Genomic DNA, 16,468 nt, shown 5'->3' with positions numbered 1-16,468 from the left:
ATCCCCCTTTAAATTATGCAGTCTTATTTCTATTACCCTCATCCAAATCAAACTAACATGTGGATTATAATTACGTTTCCTAAGGTTCTTAATTGCGCATTGAATGTAAAATTCGTTATGATATATATAAACAAACGGAGGGATATCAATCATGAAAGCTAAATCATTCGGTGAAATCGTCATTAAACCATTTGAAGAACATATGAGAACGGCACTATATGATTTTGAATTAAATGAACGACAACAAATTTATTCTTCATTACCTAAAGAAGTGTTGGATGGTGCTATCGAAGATCCTGATAGAAGACCTAATGTCGTTGTAAATGAACAAGACGACATAGTTGGTTTCTTTGTATTGCATAAGTATTATCAACACGAAGGGTATGATACACCGCATAATGTTGTTTATATACGTTCATTATCAATCAATGAAAAGTATCAAGGAAATGGGTATGGCACGACTATAATGATGAATTTACCTGAGTATGTTCAACATGTGTTCCCTGATTTTGATCATTTATATTTAGTAGTAGATGCTGAAAATGAGGCAGCATGGAATTTATATGAAAGAGCTGGCTTTATGCATACAGCTACAAAAGAAGAAGGACCATTAGGTAAAGAACGATTATATTATTTAGATTTAGATTCAAAATATGTATCTTCATTGAAACTTGTATTAAATGAAGATGATTTAGATAATGAATTTGTCGATATACATTTAATGAAAGATAATCAAAAAGTAGGTATCATCGTATTAGAAGATAAAGATCACTATTTTGATATTCGTAGTATAGAAGTTGAAGAAGACGAAAGAAAAGAAGGTATCGCAGAGAGTGCTTTAAGACAGTTAAGTACTTTTGTTAGAAGAAGGTTTGAAGATAAGAAAGAAATACACATCACTTTATTCGGTTCGAACAATAAATTGAAACCGTTATGTGAGAAAGCACGATTTGTAGAAATACAAAAATCAGAGGACTATATTAAACTCATGAAATATATTAAGTATTAACTAACATTTGCTAAAAATCATCTTGTCAATTATAATCGTAAACTGTTATGATTATAAATATTAATGTGCGACAATAGTTCGATTGTTGAAAGGAAGAGTAAAGCATGAAATTAAAAGATTTCACAAAAGAAATGGTAGATGAGCATTCATTTATCGAAATGGCTTATATTTTATTAACAGAGAACGGTAAAGAAACAAACTTATATGATATGATAGACGAATTCAAAAGCTTAGGTAATTACACTGATTCAGAAATTGAGAATCGTATTTTACAATTTTATACGGACTTAAATACTGATGGACGCTTCTTAAGTGTGGGTGAGAATATTTGGGGACTTCGTGACTGGTATTCAGTTGACGATATCGAAGAAAAAATCGCACCAACAATTCAAAAATTCAATGTTCTAGATGAAGACGATGAAGCTGATTCAGAAATTTCATTATTAGGGGAAGAAGACAAAACTAAAGAACTTGATATTACAATTGATCAAGATGATGAAGAAGGTTTAAATGATCCTGAAGACCCTGAAGATGAAGAAGTAGAAGATGAATTAGATGAAGCTGGTCTTGTTGTAGATGAAGAAGACGAAGATGAGGAAGACGAAGAAGACGAATTTTAATTGACTTTTCTTTAAAAGATGGTAATATTTTATTTGGGCTCCTTTAAATAGGACAATCGTATAAATATAGCGCTCCCTCCTTACATTTTTAACAATGTAAGTGGGAGCGTTTTTTATTTTTTAAAAAATAAATGGAGGTACAAACATGACAAAGTTCATATTCGTAACAGGTGGCGTAGTATCGTCTCTTGGTAAAGGTATTACAGCAGCATCACTAGGGAGATTACTTAAAAATAGAGGATTAAATGTAACGATTCAAAAGTTTGACCCATACTTAAATGTTGATCCAGGTACAATGAGTCCATATCAACATGGTGAAGTTTTTGTAACTGAAGATGGAGCAGAAACAGACTTAGATTTAGGACATTATGAAAGATTTATTGATATTAATCTTAATAAATATTCAAATGTAACAGCAGGTAAAGTTTATTCTCACGTACTTAAAAAAGAAAGACGTGGCGATTTCTTAGGTGGTACAGTCCAAGTTATCCCGCATATTACAAATGAAATTAAATCAAGATTATTAATGGCTGGCGAAAGTACAAATGCTGATGTTGTGATTACTGAAATTGGTGGTACAACAGGTGATATTGAATCTTTACCATTTATAGAAGCAATTAGACAAATCAAGAGTGATCTTGGTCGTGAAAATGTTATGTACATCCATTGTACGTTACTTCCATATATTAAAGCTGCTGGTGAAATGAAGACAAAACCAACACAACATAGTGTAAAAGAGTTAAGAGGTTTAGGTATTCAACCAGATTTAATTGTGGTACGTACTGAGTATGAAATGACTCAAGATTTAAGAGATAAAATTGCATTATTCTGTGACATTAACAAACGTGCAGTCATTGAATGTAGAGATGCTGATACGTTATATCAAATTCCATTAGCATTAAAAGAACAACATATGGATGATATCGTCATTGAAAGATTAGACTTAGAAGCTGCACCAGAAGCGGAATTAACAGAGTGGAACCAATTATTAGACACTGTTCGTAATTTAGAAGGATCAGTGAAAATTGGTTTAGTAGGTAAATATGTTAGCTTACAAGATGCATACTTATCAGTTGCTGAAGCATTAAAACATGCTGGTTATGATTTTAAATCAGACGTTGAAATTAAATGGATTGACTCTGAAAAATTAAACGAAACAAACTATCAAAAAGAACTTGCAGATGTAGATGGTATTTTAGTACCTGGTGGATTTGGAGATAGAGGTGTAGAAGGTAAGATATTAGCAATTCAATATGCACGTGAAAATAACGTACCATACTTAGGTATTTGTTTAGGTATGCAATTAGCAACAGTAGAATTTGCTAGAAACGTAGTTGGATTAAACGATGCACATTCAGCTGAATTAGATCCAAACACACCATACCCAATTATCGATTTATTACCAGAACAAAAAGACATCGAAGATTTAGGCGGAACATTAAGATTAGGCGTTTACCCATGTAAAATTGAAGAAGGTACAATTGCACATAAAGTCTATGGTGAATTAGAAGTAGACGAAAGACACCGTCACCGTTATGAATTTAATAATGAATATCGCGAAAGATTAGAAGAAAAAGGTATGAAATTCTCAGGAACAAGCCCAGATGGTAGATTAGTAGAAATCGTAGAATTAGAAAATCACCCATGGTTTGTAGCATGTCAATTCCATCCAGAATTCTTATCTAGACCAACACGTCCACAAAAATTATTCAGAGGATTTGTAGAAGCAAGTATTCAAAATAAATAATATATATAAAGCGCCCTTTATCCTAATACTTTTTCAAGTATTTAAGATAGAGGGCACTTTTTTGTGGGATTATATAATTGAAGATTATAGTATGCTGCGTTGTGAACACTTTTGGGTAAACTTGTTCGTAACGGGTGTGTTGTGAACACTTCTGGCCAAACTTGTTCATAACGGGTGCGGTAATTACAAAAGTCCGAGGAAATGTAACTAAGGAGGCCCATAGTAACAAAAGTCAGCGGAATTGTAATTAAGGAGGCTGTTAGTAACAAAAGTCAGCGGAAATGTAACTAAGGAGGCCCATAGTAACAAAAGTCCGAGGAAATGTAACTAAGGAAGTCTTTAATTACAAAACTCATATGAATTGTAACTAAGGCAGCCTATAGTAACAAAAGTCGGCGGAAATGTAACTAAGGAGGCCCATAGTAACAAAAGTCCGAGGAAATGTAACTAAGAAAGTCTTTAATTACAAAACTCATATGAATTGTAACTAAAACCTCCATTATCCACCAACTCATAAAACTCAACCCCATTATCTACTATTACTAGATTTCTTCATTTAAATCTTGTGTAATCTCGTGCATTTCAGCAAACATGATATAATATATATAATTTAAAGCCATAAGATGTGGGGTAATAATTTTACTGTAATCAGCGGTTGGAACGATTGCTCTTGGTGTTGATAAGTCAATATAATGCATAAGTGCTTCATGTGTTTTATTGTCTTTATCTTTATTAGCTATTACGACAAAATCTATATCGTATTCGTTTAATTTTGTAATCCATTCGTTGAGTTCTTCAGTAAAGGAAGTTCCGGCTAATAATACACGGTCAGTAGAGTCGATCTTTTTGATTTCATCTAAAGTATTGAGTGTTTCTGAATGTGGTAAGCTTTCGTTACTGTCAGTCATAAATGCTTGAAAATGATTGATTTCGTCGAAAGTTTTAATGCGTATTTTGCCTTCACCGTTTGCCGCTTGCATAAGCAGTTGGGATGCAATTTCAATTTCTTCAATTTGGGCATCTATTTTACTAAATATGCCGTTTAATTGTGTATTAAATATTTTAAGCAATTTGTATTCTCCTTATTAACGTCATTAAATTTATTTTATAGAAAAAGTGGGGTATCTTCAATGGATGTACTTATTATAGATGATGAAAAGAATATTAGACAATTATTAAAAGAAATTATGGAATTAAATCATTTTAATGTAGATACTGCTAAAAATGGAGCGGAGGGCATTGAATTATTTCATAAAAATACTTATAAACTGATTTTTATAGATAAAAGAATGCCTGGAATTTCTGGAGAAGAAGTGTTTGCTGAAATTAGAAAATCTGATAAAAATATACCAGTTTATATCATTTCAGCATTTCAATCATCTACCGAGTTAAAAGTTTTAAAAAAAGGGAATATTACAGGCGTGCTAATGAAGCCGTTTACAATTGAAGAAGTTATGAAAATTGTAAGAAAACATTTAGGATAGGGCTTTCAAAAGGTGCATATGTTCACAAAGTTTGATATAATAATTTTGTAAATAATTCGTGCCTTGCACATTAGGAGGAAACTCAATGCCTTTAGTTTCAATGAAAGAAATGTTAATTAAAGCAAAAGAAAATGGTTATGCTGTTGGTCAATACAACATCAATAACTTAGAATTTACACAAGCTATTCTTCAAGCTTCACAAGAAGAAAATGCTCCTGTTATCCTTGGTGTATCTGAAGGAGCTGGACGTTATATCGGTGGTTTCAAAACTGTCGTTAAAATCGTTGAAGGTTTAATTGAAGATTACAACATTACAATTCCAGTTGCTATTCACCTTGACCACGGTTCAAGTTTCGAAAAATGTAAAGAAGCTATCGATGCTGGATTCACTTCAGTAATGATCGATGCATCTCACCACCCATTCGAAGAAAACATCGAAATTACTTCTAAAGTAGTTGAATATGCTCATGCTAACGGTGTTTCTGTTGAAGCTGAATTAGGAACTGTTGGTGGACAAGAAGATGACGTAGTTGCAGAAGGCGTTATCTATGCTGATCCTAAAGAATGTCAAGAATTAGTTGAAAGAACTGGTATTGATACTTTAGCTCCTGCATTAGGTTCAGTACACGGACCTTACAAAGGTGAACCAAACTTAGGTTTCAAAGAAATGGAAGAAATCGGTGCTTCAACTGGTTTACCATTAGTATTACACGGTGGTACTGGTATCCCAACTCACGATATCAAAAAAGCTATCACTTTCGGTACAGCTAAAATCAACGTTAACACTGAAAACCAAATCGCATCTGCTAAAGCAGTTCGTGAAGTGTTAAATAACGACAGTGAAGTTTACGATCCACGTAAATACTTAGGACCTGCTCGTGAAGCAATTAAAGCAACAGTTAAAGGTAAAATCCAAGAATTTGGTACTTCTAACCAAGCTTAATTTTAATTAAATTCAAACTACTACAAGCATCGTGCTTGTAGTAGTTTTTTCTGTTTTTAAAGAAAAATTGAATATTTATTCAATACGTTTACTCAATTTATTTTAATGTCAAAAATTTAAAATTTGATACTTCTTTCGTAGTAAATTATGTCATTTCTATTTACTTTTTATGTTTTTGCGTTTATCTTATTGAATAGTATATAATGGAAATAATTATCTATTCATGTTGAGAGAGTATGCATTCTCTAAGACGATGAAGTAAAGGAGTAAACATATGTCTCAAGAAGTTATAAAAATAAATGGTGGCAAAAAATTAAATGGTAAAGTGCAAATAAGTGGTGCTAAAAATAGTGCAGTTGCACTTATTCCAGCAAGTTTAATGGCGAATGATGTTGTGACATTAGATGGACTACCAGATATTTCAGATGTCAAAACTTTAATGAGCCTACTTGGTGATTTAAATATAAAAACAGAATTAAATGGTGATCAGCTTGTCGTTGATTCAAGCGATGCAGTGAATCTCCCTTTACCTAACAATAAAGTACAATCTTTAAGAGCATCTTATTATATGATGGGTGCTATGCTTGGACGTTTTAAAAAATGTGTAATTGGTTTACCTGGTGGTTGTCCTTTAGGCCCTAGACCAATTGACCAACATATTAAAGGTTTTGAAGCACTAGGTGCAAAAGTAACAAACGAACAAGGTGCGATGTATTTAATAGCAGAAGAATTAGTTGGTGCTAAAATATTTATGGATGTTGTTAGCGTTGGTGCAACGATCAATATTATGTTAGCAGCTTCTTTAGCAAAAGGTAAAACAGTAATTGAAAATGCAGCGAAAGAACCGGAAATTGTTGATGTTGCGACATTATTAAATAATATGGGCGCTAAAATTAGAGGTGCAGGTACAGATACATTGAAAATTGAAGGTGTAGAATCCTTGCATGGTACGAAACATACAATTATTCCTGATAGAATAGAAGCAGGTACATACATGTGTGCAGCAGCAGCCATGGGTGAAGAAGTGTACATCGAAAATATCATTCCTTTACATTTAGAACCATTAATCGCTAAATTAAGAGAGATGGGTACTGAAATCGATTTAGGTGAAGATTCGGTCTTAATTAAAGGTAAAGATGAATATAAACCAGTTGATATACAAACTGCTGTTTATCCTGGATTTGCGACAGATTTACAACAACCGTTCACACCTTTATTATTAAAAGCAAATGGTCAAAGTAAAATAACAGAAACAATTTATCCTGCAAGATTTAAACATGTTGATGAATTGATTAGAATGGGTGCTAATGTGAATTTAGAAAACGGCACAGCTATTTATTACCCATCTAAATTGACAGGCGCAAGTGTAGCAGCAAGTGATTTAAGAGCAGGTGCATCTTTATTAATTGCTGGTTTAATCTCTGAAGGTGTTACAACTGTATATAATGTGAAGCATATCCATAGAGGATATAGCGGTATTGTTGAAAAATTAAAAGCACTCGGTGCTGATATTTGGACTGAAACCGTATAACAAGTATAAAATATATACTTTGTATATAAAGTGTAGTATAATGGCAATATAGAAGTTAAAGAGGTGAGTAACATGGAAGTATGTCCTTATTTGGAAGAAACTTTTAAAGTAATAGGACGCAGTTGGAATGGTTTAATACTTAATTATTTGTCACGTTGTGATGAACGTTCGGCTCATTTTTCTGATATGAAAAGAGACTTAAGACGTATTACACCTAGAGCATTATCTCTTAAATTAACTGAATTAAGTGATTGGGGATTAGTTGAGAAGAAAGTTGTTACAACAACGCCTCTATCAGTTGAATATCATTTAACAACTAAAGGATACGAATTAGCACAAGCGCTTGTACCATTAGAAGAGTGGGCACAAAAAAATGTGGAATTGCAAGAAAATCATTCCTAAACGAATTGAATATTATAAAGTACCCGTCAATGCGATGAAACTCATTTCGTTGGCGGGTGTTTTATTTGTTTGAAATTTAAATTATTCAATTCCCAAACAGATTATTTTAATTATGACTATCATCCATACTATAATAAACAATGTAACAAATATAAAGGAGTAGATAATTCATGAGACAAGATATCAAGCAATATATAAATGGCGAATGGGTTGAAAGTCATAGTGGAAAAACATTAGATGTTATAAACCCTGCTACAGAAGAAGTAATGGGTAAAATTGCTGCAGGTAACAAACAAGATGTTGATGACGCTGTAGCTGCCGCTAAAAAAGTGTACGTGAAATTTAGAAATACTTCTTTAGAAGAAAGAAAAGCTTTACTAGAAAGAATTGCAGATGAATACGAAAATAGAAAAGAAGATTTAATAGATGTTATGACGGATGAGCTTGGCTCACCAATTGAAAAATCAGAATCTGTTCATTATCAAATGGGCTTAAATCATTTTAGAGAAGCAAGTAAAGCGATCGATTCAATTCAATTTGAAGAACGTCGTGGTGAAGATTTAGTTATTAAAGAAGCTATCGGTGTTTCTGGATTAGTAACACCATGGAACTTCCCAACTAACCAAACATCATTAAAATTAGCTGGTGCATTTGCTGCAGGTTCACCTGTAGTCTTAAAACCATCTGAAGAAACACCATTTGCAGCAATTATTTTAGCTGAAATATTTGAAAAAGCTGGCGTGCCTAAAGGTGTGTTCAACTTAGTCAATGGTGATGGCCAAAGTGTTGGTGATCCATTAAGTTCACATCCTGATGTACGTATGATGTCATTTACGGGTTCTGGCCCAACTGGTAGAAAAATTATGGAAAACTCTGCTAAAGACTTCAAAAAAGTATCATTAGAACTAGGTGGTAAATCACCATTAGTAGTGTTAGATGACGTAGATATCGAAGAAGCAGCTAAAGGTGCAGTTGCTAAATTCGTACAAAATACTGGTCAAGTTTGTACAGCAGGTACGCGTACATTAGTACCAGAAAGTATTAAAGATGAATTTATCGCAGCAGCTAAAAAAGCAATTGAAAATGTTAAAGTTGGTAATCCTAGAGAAGCTGGCCAAGATGCTGGTCCAGTTGTATCTAAAAAACAATTTGATACAGTTCAAAGCTATATTCAAAAAGGTATCGATGAAGGTGCAACATTATTACATGGTGGTGTTGGTAAACCAGACGGCCTTGAAAAAGGTTACTTCGTTAAACCAACATTATTTACTGATGTAACAAATGATATGACAATTGCTCAAGAAGAAATCTTCGGTCCAGTAGGTACAATTATTACTTATAAAGACTTAGATGAAGCAATTGAAATTGCTAATGATACAATTTATGGTTTAGCAGCATATGTATATGGTAAAGATTTAGAACGTGTAAGAGAAGTTGCTAAAGCATTAGAAGCAGGTACTGTGGAAATTAATGATGCAGGTAGAAAACCTAATTTACCATTCGGTGGTTATAAACAATCAGGTATTGGTAGAGAATGGGGCGACTATGGAATTGAAGAATTCTTAGAAATTAAAGCAATTCCAGGTTATTTTAAAGAATAGTAAAATTACAAAATATAATATATTTTTGAGACTGGAACATTTAGGTGTTTCAGTCTTTTTGTATGATGGTTATTATTGTTTAAAAAAGTGAAATATTTTAACATAATTTATATATAACTTATTTTGTCATCTTCATAAAAAAATGCTATAGTTTAAAGGCAGATTATAAATCTGATAAAAATGAATGAGATTTTTAAGAAATGGGTGTCATAAAAATGGCTGAAAGAGTTAGAACAAGTCCTCAGTATGAATCGTTTCACGAATTATACAAGAACTATACAACTAAAGAATTAACATCAAAGGCAAAAGAACTGAGAATAACAAATTATAGTAAATTAAATAAAAAAGAACTTGTCTTAGCAATTATGGAAGCTCAAATGGAAAAAGACGGCAACTATTATATGGAAGGTATCTTAGATGATATTCAACCTGATGGTTATGGCTTTTTACGTACCGTTAACTATTCTAAAGGTGAAAAAGATATTTATATATCTGCTAGCCAAATTAGACGCTTTGAGATTAAAAAAGGTGACAAAGTAACTGGTAAAGTTAGAAAACCTAAAGAAAACGAAAAGTATTACGGATTGTTACAAGTTGACTTTGTAAATGATCAAAATGCAGAAGAAGTAAAAAAAAGACCACACTTTCAAGCGTTAACCCCTCTATACCCACAACAACGTATCCAATTAGAAACTACAAGTAAAAATTATTCAACTAGAATTATGGATTTAATTACGCCAATAGGTCTAGGACAACGTGGAATGATTGTAGCGCCACCTAAAGCTGGTAAGACATCATTACTTAAAGAAATTGCTAATGCTATCGCAATTAACCAACCAAAAGCGAAATTATTTGTATTATTAATTGGGGAACGTCCAGAAGAAGTAACGGATATTGAACGTTCTGTTGAACAAGCTGAAGTCGTTAACTCAACATTCGATGAGCCGCCAGAACATCATGTTAAAGTAGCTGAATTATTACTTGAAAGAGCTAAACGTCTTGTTGAAATCGGTGAAGACGTAATTATATTAATGGATTCATTAACAAGATTAGCAAGAGCATATAACTTAGTCGTGCCACCAAGTGGTAGAACATTATCAGGTGGTTTAGATCCAGCGTCCCTTCATAGACCTAAACATTTCTTCGGAGCTGCTAGAAATATTGAAGCGGGTGGCAGTTTAACAATTTTAGCGACTGCATTAGTTGAAACAGGTTCTCGTATGGACGATATGATTTATGAAGAATTTAAAGGTACAGGTAATATGGAACTTCACTTAGATCGTAAATTGTCTGAGAAGAGAGTGTTCCCTGCAATTGATATTAGAAGAAGTTCAACACGTAAAGAAGAATTGCTATTAGATAAAGAAGAACTTGAAATGATTTGGCAGTTACGTAATTTATTTACTGATTCAAATGATTTCTCTGAAAGATTTATTAGAAAGTTAAAACGCACGAATTCTAACGAAGAATTCTTTGAAGTCTTAAGAAAATCTATGGTCGATAGTGCCAAGACTGGTAAACCGATTATATAAATTTAAGGTTGCATTTTAATTCTTCAACATATATAATATGTAAGTATTGAGTGAATAAGTCACAAATAAACTCTGTTCCAGATGGTTCAGGGCAAAGGAGCTGAAAAAAATGAAACAAGGAATTCATCCAGAGTATAATAAAGTTATCTTTTTAGATACAACTACAGACTTCAAATTCTTAAGTGGTTCAACACGTACTTCAAATGAAACTATGGAATGGGAAGATGGAAACGAATACCCAGTTATCCGTTTAGATATCTCTTCAGATTCACATCCATTCTATACAGGACGTCAAAAATTCGCATCTGCGGATGGTCGTGTGGAACGCTTCAACAAAAAATTTGGTTTCAAATCAAACAACTAATTATGAAGCGAATCAAGCATCCTTTTATAAAGGGTGCTTTTTTTTGTAAAAATTAATAAATAAGTAAAAATAATATGATATAATTAAGCGATTATGTTGAAAAAGGTGGATAAGTAATATGTACGAAAATTACCATTCCGGATGGATAGAATGTATTTGCGGAAGTATGTTTAGTGGTAAGTCAGAAGAGCTTATAAGACGTCTGAGAAGAGGTTTATATGCGAAACAAAATGTAAAAGTATTTAAGCCATCTATTGATAATCGATATAGTGAAGAAGCTGTAGTATCTCATAATGGAAATCAACTTGATGCAATCAGCATAGAACATTCTAGTCAAATATTAAAATATGATTTACAAGGCATCGATATTATTGGAATAGATGAAGTCCAATTTTTTGATAATGAAATCGTAAGCGTAGCACAAAAGTTAGCAGAAGAAGGCTATCGAGTTGTTGTAGCTGGATTAGATATGGACTTTAAAGGTGTGCCATTCGAACCAATGCCTGAAATGATGGCAGTTGCGGAAATTGTTACGAAATTACAAGCGGTATGTGCAGTATGTGGATCTCCATCAAGTCGAACACAAAGACTTATTAATGGTGAACCTGCCCATATTGATGATCCGATTATTTTAGTAGGTGCTGACGAAAGTTATGAACCAAGATGTAGAGATCATCATATAATTAGAACTGAAATAAGGAGTGATATAAATGTTTGATCAATTAGAAATTGTTGAAAATAGATATGAACAATTAAATGAATTACTTAGTGATCCGGATGTCGTTTCGGATACAGACAAGCTAAGAAAATATTCAAAAGAACAATCTGACTTACAAAAGACAGTTGATGTATATAGAACTTATAAATCTGTTAAAGGTGACATTGAAGATGCTAAATTAATGTTAAACGAAACAACAGATAAAGAAGAACAAGATATGTTGAAAGAAGAAATTAATAGTCTTACTAAACGTGTACCTGAATTAGAATCTGAATTAAAATTCCTACTTATTCCTAAAGACCCTAACGATGATAAGAACGTTATTATGGAAATTCGTGGCGCAGCAGGTGGAGATGAAGCGGCTATTTTCGCAGGCGACTTATTCAGAATGTATTCAAGATTTGCTGAAGCACATGGCTACAAAATTGACGTTGTTGAAGAGAATATTAGTGACCATGGTGGCTATAAAGAAGTCAGCTTTTCTATTCAAGGAAACGGTGCATTCAGTAAACTTAAATATGAAAATGGCGCACACCGTGTACAACGTGTACCAGAAACTGAATCAGGTGGACGTATTCATACTTCTACAGCAACAGTTGCAGTATTACCAGAAGCTGAAGATGTTGAAATTGATATTAGATCTGAAGATTTAAAAATCGAAACATACCGTTCTAGTGGTTCTGGTGGTCAGCACGTCAATACGACAGACTCAGCTGTACGTATTACACATTTACCAACTGGTATTGTTGCGACATCATCTGAAAAATCTCAAATTAAGAACCGTGAAAAAGCATTTAAAGTATTGAAAGCCAGAGTTTACGATATGATGGTTCAAGAAGAAAATGCTAAATATGCTGAAAAAAGAAAGTCAGCTGTTGGTACAGGAGATCGTTCAGAAAGAATTAGAACGTATAACTATCCTCAAAACAGAGTAACTGACCATCGTATAGGATTAACTTTACAGAAGTTAGATCAAATTATGGAAGGTAAAGTTGACGAAATTATCGATGCATTAACGTTGCATGAACAAACGGAAAAATTGGAAGAATTGAATAATGGCCAATTATAATTTTCAACAGTTACTAAATGAAACTTATGATGGATTATCAGCACGAGGGTTTGAAACCTCTCGTGCTGATTGGTTATTAGAGGATATTTCGGGTATGTCTAGAACGCAAATTGCCATGAATTTAAATCAAGATGTACCTTCTAATATTTTGGATGCTTATTTAAATAGTAGAGAACGTATGTATGAAGGTGAGCCCGTACAATATATTGCAGGTTTCGCAGAATTTTATGGTAGAAAGTTCAAAGTGAACCAACATGTATTAATACCTAGACCAGAAACAGAAGAACTTGTCTATCAAACATTACAAATGATTCAGAACAAGCAAGTAGTCGTATGTGACATAGGAACAGGTACAGGTGCTATTGCGATCACGCTGAAAAAAGAGCGACCTGATTTATCTGTTATCGCGACTGATATTAGTGAAGAAGCACTATCAATTGCCAAAACAAATGCATCAACACTTGAAGCACCGATAGAATTTCTAAAGGGTAAATCTTTAGAACCGCTGATTAAAGAAAATATTAAAGTGGATGTGCTCGTTTCAAATCCACCGTACATTTCATATGAAGAACAAAAAGAAATGTCTGATACTGTCTTAAATTATGAACCACATTTGGCTTTATTTGCTGAAGATGATGGCTTAGCGATATATAAAGATATTATTCTAAGTTTAGAACACGTTATGTCAGATAATGGACTCGTCATTTTTGAAATTGGTCATTTGCAAGGTGAGATATTAAAAGACTTTATTCAAATCCATTTGAATGTTGAAGATGTAAAAATCATTCAAGATATAAATCAAAACAATCGTATGATACAATTTAATTGGAATAATCAATAGAAGTTATGCACATTTAACGGGAGTTATCCACGTTGTGTGGATAACTTTTGTTTTAATACAATAAATGCTTTAAAGAAGGGAAGAAATGCATTGGAAACAAATGTTTGGGATGTGCGTAAGTATGTTCATAACTTACAAAGTTATCCACAAATCGATGAGATTATTGCAGGATATCATCAAAATAAATTGATTGCTTTACCAACTGAAACGGTATATGGATTAGGTGCTAATGCAAAAGATGAAGAAGCAGTTAAAGAAATATATGTAGCAAAAGGTAGACCGTCTGATAATCCACTTATTGTACATATACATGATAAATCTCAATTAAATGACTTCACCCAAAATATATCTAAAGAAACTGAAATTTTAATGGATGCTTTTTGGCCAGGACCCATTTCTTTTATTGTTCCTTACAAGTCAGGATTTTTAAGTGATCGTGTTACGGGTGGTTTACAATCTGTTGCTGTACGCATGCCAAGTCATCATGTCGGTAGAGCAGTTCTACAATTAACAAATTTACCTATTGCGGCACCAAGTGCAAACATAAGTGGACGACCTTCACCAACTAAATTTGAACATGTTAAACATGATTTGGATGGAAGAATATATGGCATCATTCAAGCAGAAGATATTGATGAAGGTATAGAAAGTACTGTAATAGATTGTACTAGTTATCCATTTAAAATTGCACGACCTGGTTCAATAACAATAGAGATGATTAATAAAGTGCTGCCAAACAGTATTATTAACGAAAAGTTAGATCTGGAAAAACCAATTGCGCCAGGTATGAAATATAAACATTATGCACCTTCGCAACCTGTAACATTAATAGAAGGTGGTATTACAAAACAAATGAGTTTGTCTGATGATATTTCTAAAAAGATAGCAGTAATAGGTCCTAAAAGTATTGAGCCATTAATCTCAGAACAAATGACTTTTATACCGCTTGGTAGAGATGTTTCAGATATTAAAGGTGCGCATCACGATTTGTATGATGCTTTGCGAATAGCAGATCAACTTACAAATATTGATGAAATTTATATAAGTGGTTACGAAAGAAATGACGATACGATCGCACTAATGAATAGAATTGATAAAGCAAGTGGTCATAATATTAAAGGAGAAGATGAATTGTGAAAATAGTTTTTGTATGTACAGGCAACACTTGTAGAAGTCCATTGGCTGAAGCGATAGCCAAAGATATTAAACCTGAATATAATATTCAATCTAGAGGCATTTCAGCTTTTGATGGGACACCAATATCTCCGCAATCAATGGATATCATCTTTAAAAATGATTTGCCCATACCTGATACTGCCAAACAATTTTCAGAGCAAGATTTAGATGCTGATATTATCTTAACCATGACTGAAACTCATAAAATGATTCTAGAATCACAATATAAACATCACAACATTCATTCAATAAAGCAATACGTAAGAGGCGAAAAGGGAGATGTCTCAGATCCCTTTGGTCAGTCACAAATCATTTATCAAAATACTTACGAAGAATTGAGAGCACTGATTGAAGATTTATTACAAAGTAATTAAGAATTCAAATAATTTGCAGAATTGCTATAACACACATAGAAAATAAGTTATAATATTATAGTATAAACAAATTGGGAGGTGGGAAGATGAAAGTAGCTATTGCAGCAGACCATGGTGGCTATGAATACAAAGAAGCAATCAAACAATTACTTGATGAAATGAACATTGAATATAAAGATTTTGGTACACATAAAGGTGAGTCGGTAGATTATCCAGATTATGCAAGACCAGTATCTGAAAGTGTTGCTGATGGAACGTTTGATAAAGGAATTTTGATTTGTGGAACTGGAATTGGTATGTCTATCGCTTCGAATAAAGTAAAGGGGATTCGTTGTGCACTTGTGCATGATGTTTTTACTGCTGAAGTGACGAGACAACATAACGATTCTAATGTATTAGCAATGGGCCAACGTGTTATAGGTGAAGGTTTAGCACTTCTCATCGTCAAGACTTGGTTGACAAGTGAATTCGAAGGCGGTAGGCACCAAAGACGTATAGACAAGATTGAAGGCGGTTGTTCATGAAAGAAGATTTAAAACAATTGTTGAATGAACTTAAGTCTATTGATTTCTTTAACAATCAAGAACTATGCATCATTGGGTGTTCTACATCAGAAGTTAAAGGTTCAAAGATAGGTTCAGATGGTTCGATTGATGTCGCTAAGGTTATTTATGAAAGTCTTGATTTTATACATAAAGAGACAGGTGTTCACTTTGCGTTTCAAGGTTGCGAACATATTAACCGTGCAATAACAATCGAGCGAGAAATATTTGATCCTTATACAATGACTGAAGTTTCTGTTGTACCACAAGCCAATGCTGGAGGTAGTTTGTCAACTTATGCATACCAACACATGAAAGACCCAATAGTTGTTGAACACATTCAATGCGATAAAGGTATTGATATTGGTCAAACACTAATTGGTATGCATTTAAAGCACGTCGCAGTACCTGTATCAATTGAAACTAAGCGCATTGGAGAAGCTATTGTTACAATAGCTAAGAGTCGTCCTAAATTAATAGGTGGCGAAAGAGCAAAGTATTAAATTCTTAAAAGT

The 16,468-nt window shown here is 33.2% G+C and carries 18 protein-coding genes; 17 read left to right on the top strand and 1 reads right to left on the bottom strand.

All coding sequences use genetic code 11. The annotated features are described in order from the left end of the window. Nucleotides 1–148: 148 nt before the first annotated feature. From CD035_RS07510 to CD035_RS07500, 3 genes are all read left to right on the top strand, one after another. A complete protein-coding gene (locus CD035_RS07510) occupies nucleotides 149–1,009 on the top strand; it encodes a GNAT family N-acetyltransferase (protein WP_167388713.1) in 861 nt (286 codons plus the stop codon). Nucleotides 1,010–1,113: 104 nt separating this feature from the next. Next, on the top strand, nucleotides 1,114–1,629 hold the full coding sequence (gene rpoE, locus CD035_RS07505; RefSeq protein WP_048540943.1) for a DNA-directed RNA polymerase subunit delta: 516 nt from the start codon (nucleotides 1,114–1,116) through the stop codon (nucleotides 1,627–1,629). Between the two features lie 145 nt (nucleotides 1,630–1,774). Further along, nucleotides 1,775–3,376: a CTP synthase gene (locus tag CD035_RS07500; RefSeq protein WP_025904459.1), complete on the top strand. Its 1,602-nt coding sequence runs from the start codon at nucleotides 1,775–1,777 to the stop codon at nucleotides 3,374–3,376. A gap of 542 nt (nucleotides 3,377–3,918) precedes the next feature. On the opposite strand, the gene CD035_RS07495 is transcribed toward CD035_RS07500, so the two are convergent. Continuing rightward, nucleotides 3,919–4,446 (bottom strand): DUF2529 family protein, encoded by a 528-nt coding sequence (locus tag CD035_RS07495; RefSeq protein WP_048540939.1) that lies wholly within the window; start codon nucleotides 4,444–4,446, stop codon nucleotides 3,919–3,921. 60 nt (nucleotides 4,447–4,506) lie between these two features. Between CD035_RS07495 and CD035_RS07490 the strand changes: the two genes are divergently transcribed. From CD035_RS07490 to CD035_RS07425, 14 genes are all read left to right on the top strand, one after another. Next, entirely contained in the window at nucleotides 4,507–4,860 is a 354-nt protein-coding gene (locus CD035_RS07490; protein WP_048540937.1) for a response regulator, read from the top strand. Between the two features lie 85 nt (nucleotides 4,861–4,945). Then, on the top strand, nucleotides 4,946–5,803 hold the full coding sequence (gene fdaB, locus CD035_RS07485) for a class IIb fructose-bisphosphate aldolase FdaB (RefSeq protein WP_025904462.1): 858 nt from the start codon (nucleotides 4,946–4,948) through the stop codon (nucleotides 5,801–5,803). Nucleotides 5,804–6,077: 274 nt separating this feature from the next. Beyond that, a complete protein-coding gene (locus CD035_RS07480) occupies nucleotides 6,078–7,334 on the top strand; it encodes a UDP-N-acetylglucosamine 1-carboxyvinyltransferase (RefSeq protein WP_048540934.1) in 1,257 nt (418 codons plus the stop codon). Between the two features lie 72 nt (nucleotides 7,335–7,406). Continuing rightward, nucleotides 7,407–7,736, top strand: coding sequence for a winged helix-turn-helix transcriptional regulator (locus CD035_RS07475; protein WP_025904464.1), 330 nt, complete (start codon nucleotides 7,407–7,409; stop codon nucleotides 7,734–7,736). A 170-nt stretch (nucleotides 7,737–7,906) separates the two neighbouring features. Beyond that, nucleotides 7,907–9,337 carry an aldehyde dehydrogenase family protein gene (locus CD035_RS07470; protein ID WP_048540933.1) on the top strand — a complete coding sequence of 477 codons (1,431 nt, stop codon included), beginning with the start codon at nucleotides 7,907–7,909 and terminating at the stop codon, nucleotides 9,335–9,337. 215 nt (nucleotides 9,338–9,552) lie between these two features. After that, nucleotides 9,553–10,869, top strand: a complete 1,317-nt coding sequence (gene rho / locus CD035_RS07465) for a transcription termination factor Rho (RefSeq protein ID WP_048540930.1) — start codon at nucleotides 9,553–9,555, stop codon at nucleotides 10,867–10,869. 109 nt (nucleotides 10,870–10,978) lie between these two features. Beyond that, on the top strand, nucleotides 10,979–11,233 hold the full coding sequence (locus CD035_RS07460; protein ID WP_025904467.1) for a type B 50S ribosomal protein L31: 255 nt from the start codon (nucleotides 10,979–10,981) through the stop codon (nucleotides 11,231–11,233). A gap of 118 nt (nucleotides 11,234–11,351) precedes the next feature. Then, nucleotides 11,352–11,951, top strand: coding sequence for a thymidine kinase (locus CD035_RS07455; protein ID WP_025904468.1), 600 nt, complete (start codon nucleotides 11,352–11,354; stop codon nucleotides 11,949–11,951). After that, the gene (gene prfA, locus CD035_RS07450; RefSeq protein ID WP_048540928.1) at nucleotides 11,944–13,020 is read left to right on the top strand and encodes a peptide chain release factor 1; all 1,077 of its coding nucleotides are present in this window, start codon (nucleotides 11,944–11,946) and stop codon (nucleotides 13,018–13,020) included. The genes CD035_RS07455 and prfA overlap by 8 nt, the downstream gene beginning before the upstream one ends. Next, nucleotides 13,007–13,861, top strand: a complete 855-nt coding sequence (prmC, locus tag CD035_RS07445; protein WP_048540925.1) for a peptide chain release factor N(5)-glutamine methyltransferase — start codon at nucleotides 13,007–13,009, stop codon at nucleotides 13,859–13,861. The genes prfA and prmC overlap by 14 nt, the downstream gene beginning before the upstream one ends. A gap of 90 nt (nucleotides 13,862–13,951) precedes the next feature. After that, nucleotides 13,952–14,998, top strand: coding sequence for an L-threonylcarbamoyladenylate synthase (locus CD035_RS07440; RefSeq protein WP_048540924.1), 1,047 nt, complete (start codon nucleotides 13,952–13,954; stop codon nucleotides 14,996–14,998). Next, nucleotides 14,995–15,411 carry a low molecular weight protein arginine phosphatase gene (locus tag CD035_RS07435; protein ID WP_048540922.1) on the top strand — a complete coding sequence of 139 codons (417 nt, stop codon included), beginning with the start codon at nucleotides 14,995–14,997 and terminating at the stop codon, nucleotides 15,409–15,411. The genes CD035_RS07440 and CD035_RS07435 overlap by 4 nt, the downstream gene beginning before the upstream one ends. An 86-nt stretch (nucleotides 15,412–15,497) precedes the next feature. Continuing rightward, nucleotides 15,498–15,935: a ribose 5-phosphate isomerase B gene (gene rpiB, locus CD035_RS07430; RefSeq protein WP_025904473.1), complete on the top strand. Its 438-nt coding sequence runs from the start codon at nucleotides 15,498–15,500 to the stop codon at nucleotides 15,933–15,935. Then, the gene (locus CD035_RS07425; RefSeq protein ID WP_048540920.1) at nucleotides 15,932–16,456 is read left to right on the top strand and encodes a TIGR01440 family protein; all 525 of its coding nucleotides are present in this window, start codon (nucleotides 15,932–15,934) and stop codon (nucleotides 16,454–16,456) included. Before rpiB ends, CD035_RS07425 begins: the two co-directional genes overlap by 4 nt. Nucleotides 16,457–16,468 lie beyond the last annotated feature (12 nt).

Origin of the sequence: Mammaliicoccus sciuri (genome assembly GCF_002901825.1) — a bacterium.
Taxonomy (GTDB): Bacteria; Bacillota; Bacilli; order Staphylococcales; family Staphylococcaceae; genus Mammaliicoccus; species Mammaliicoccus sciuri.
This window is presented reverse-complemented; position numbering and strand designations above follow the sequence as displayed.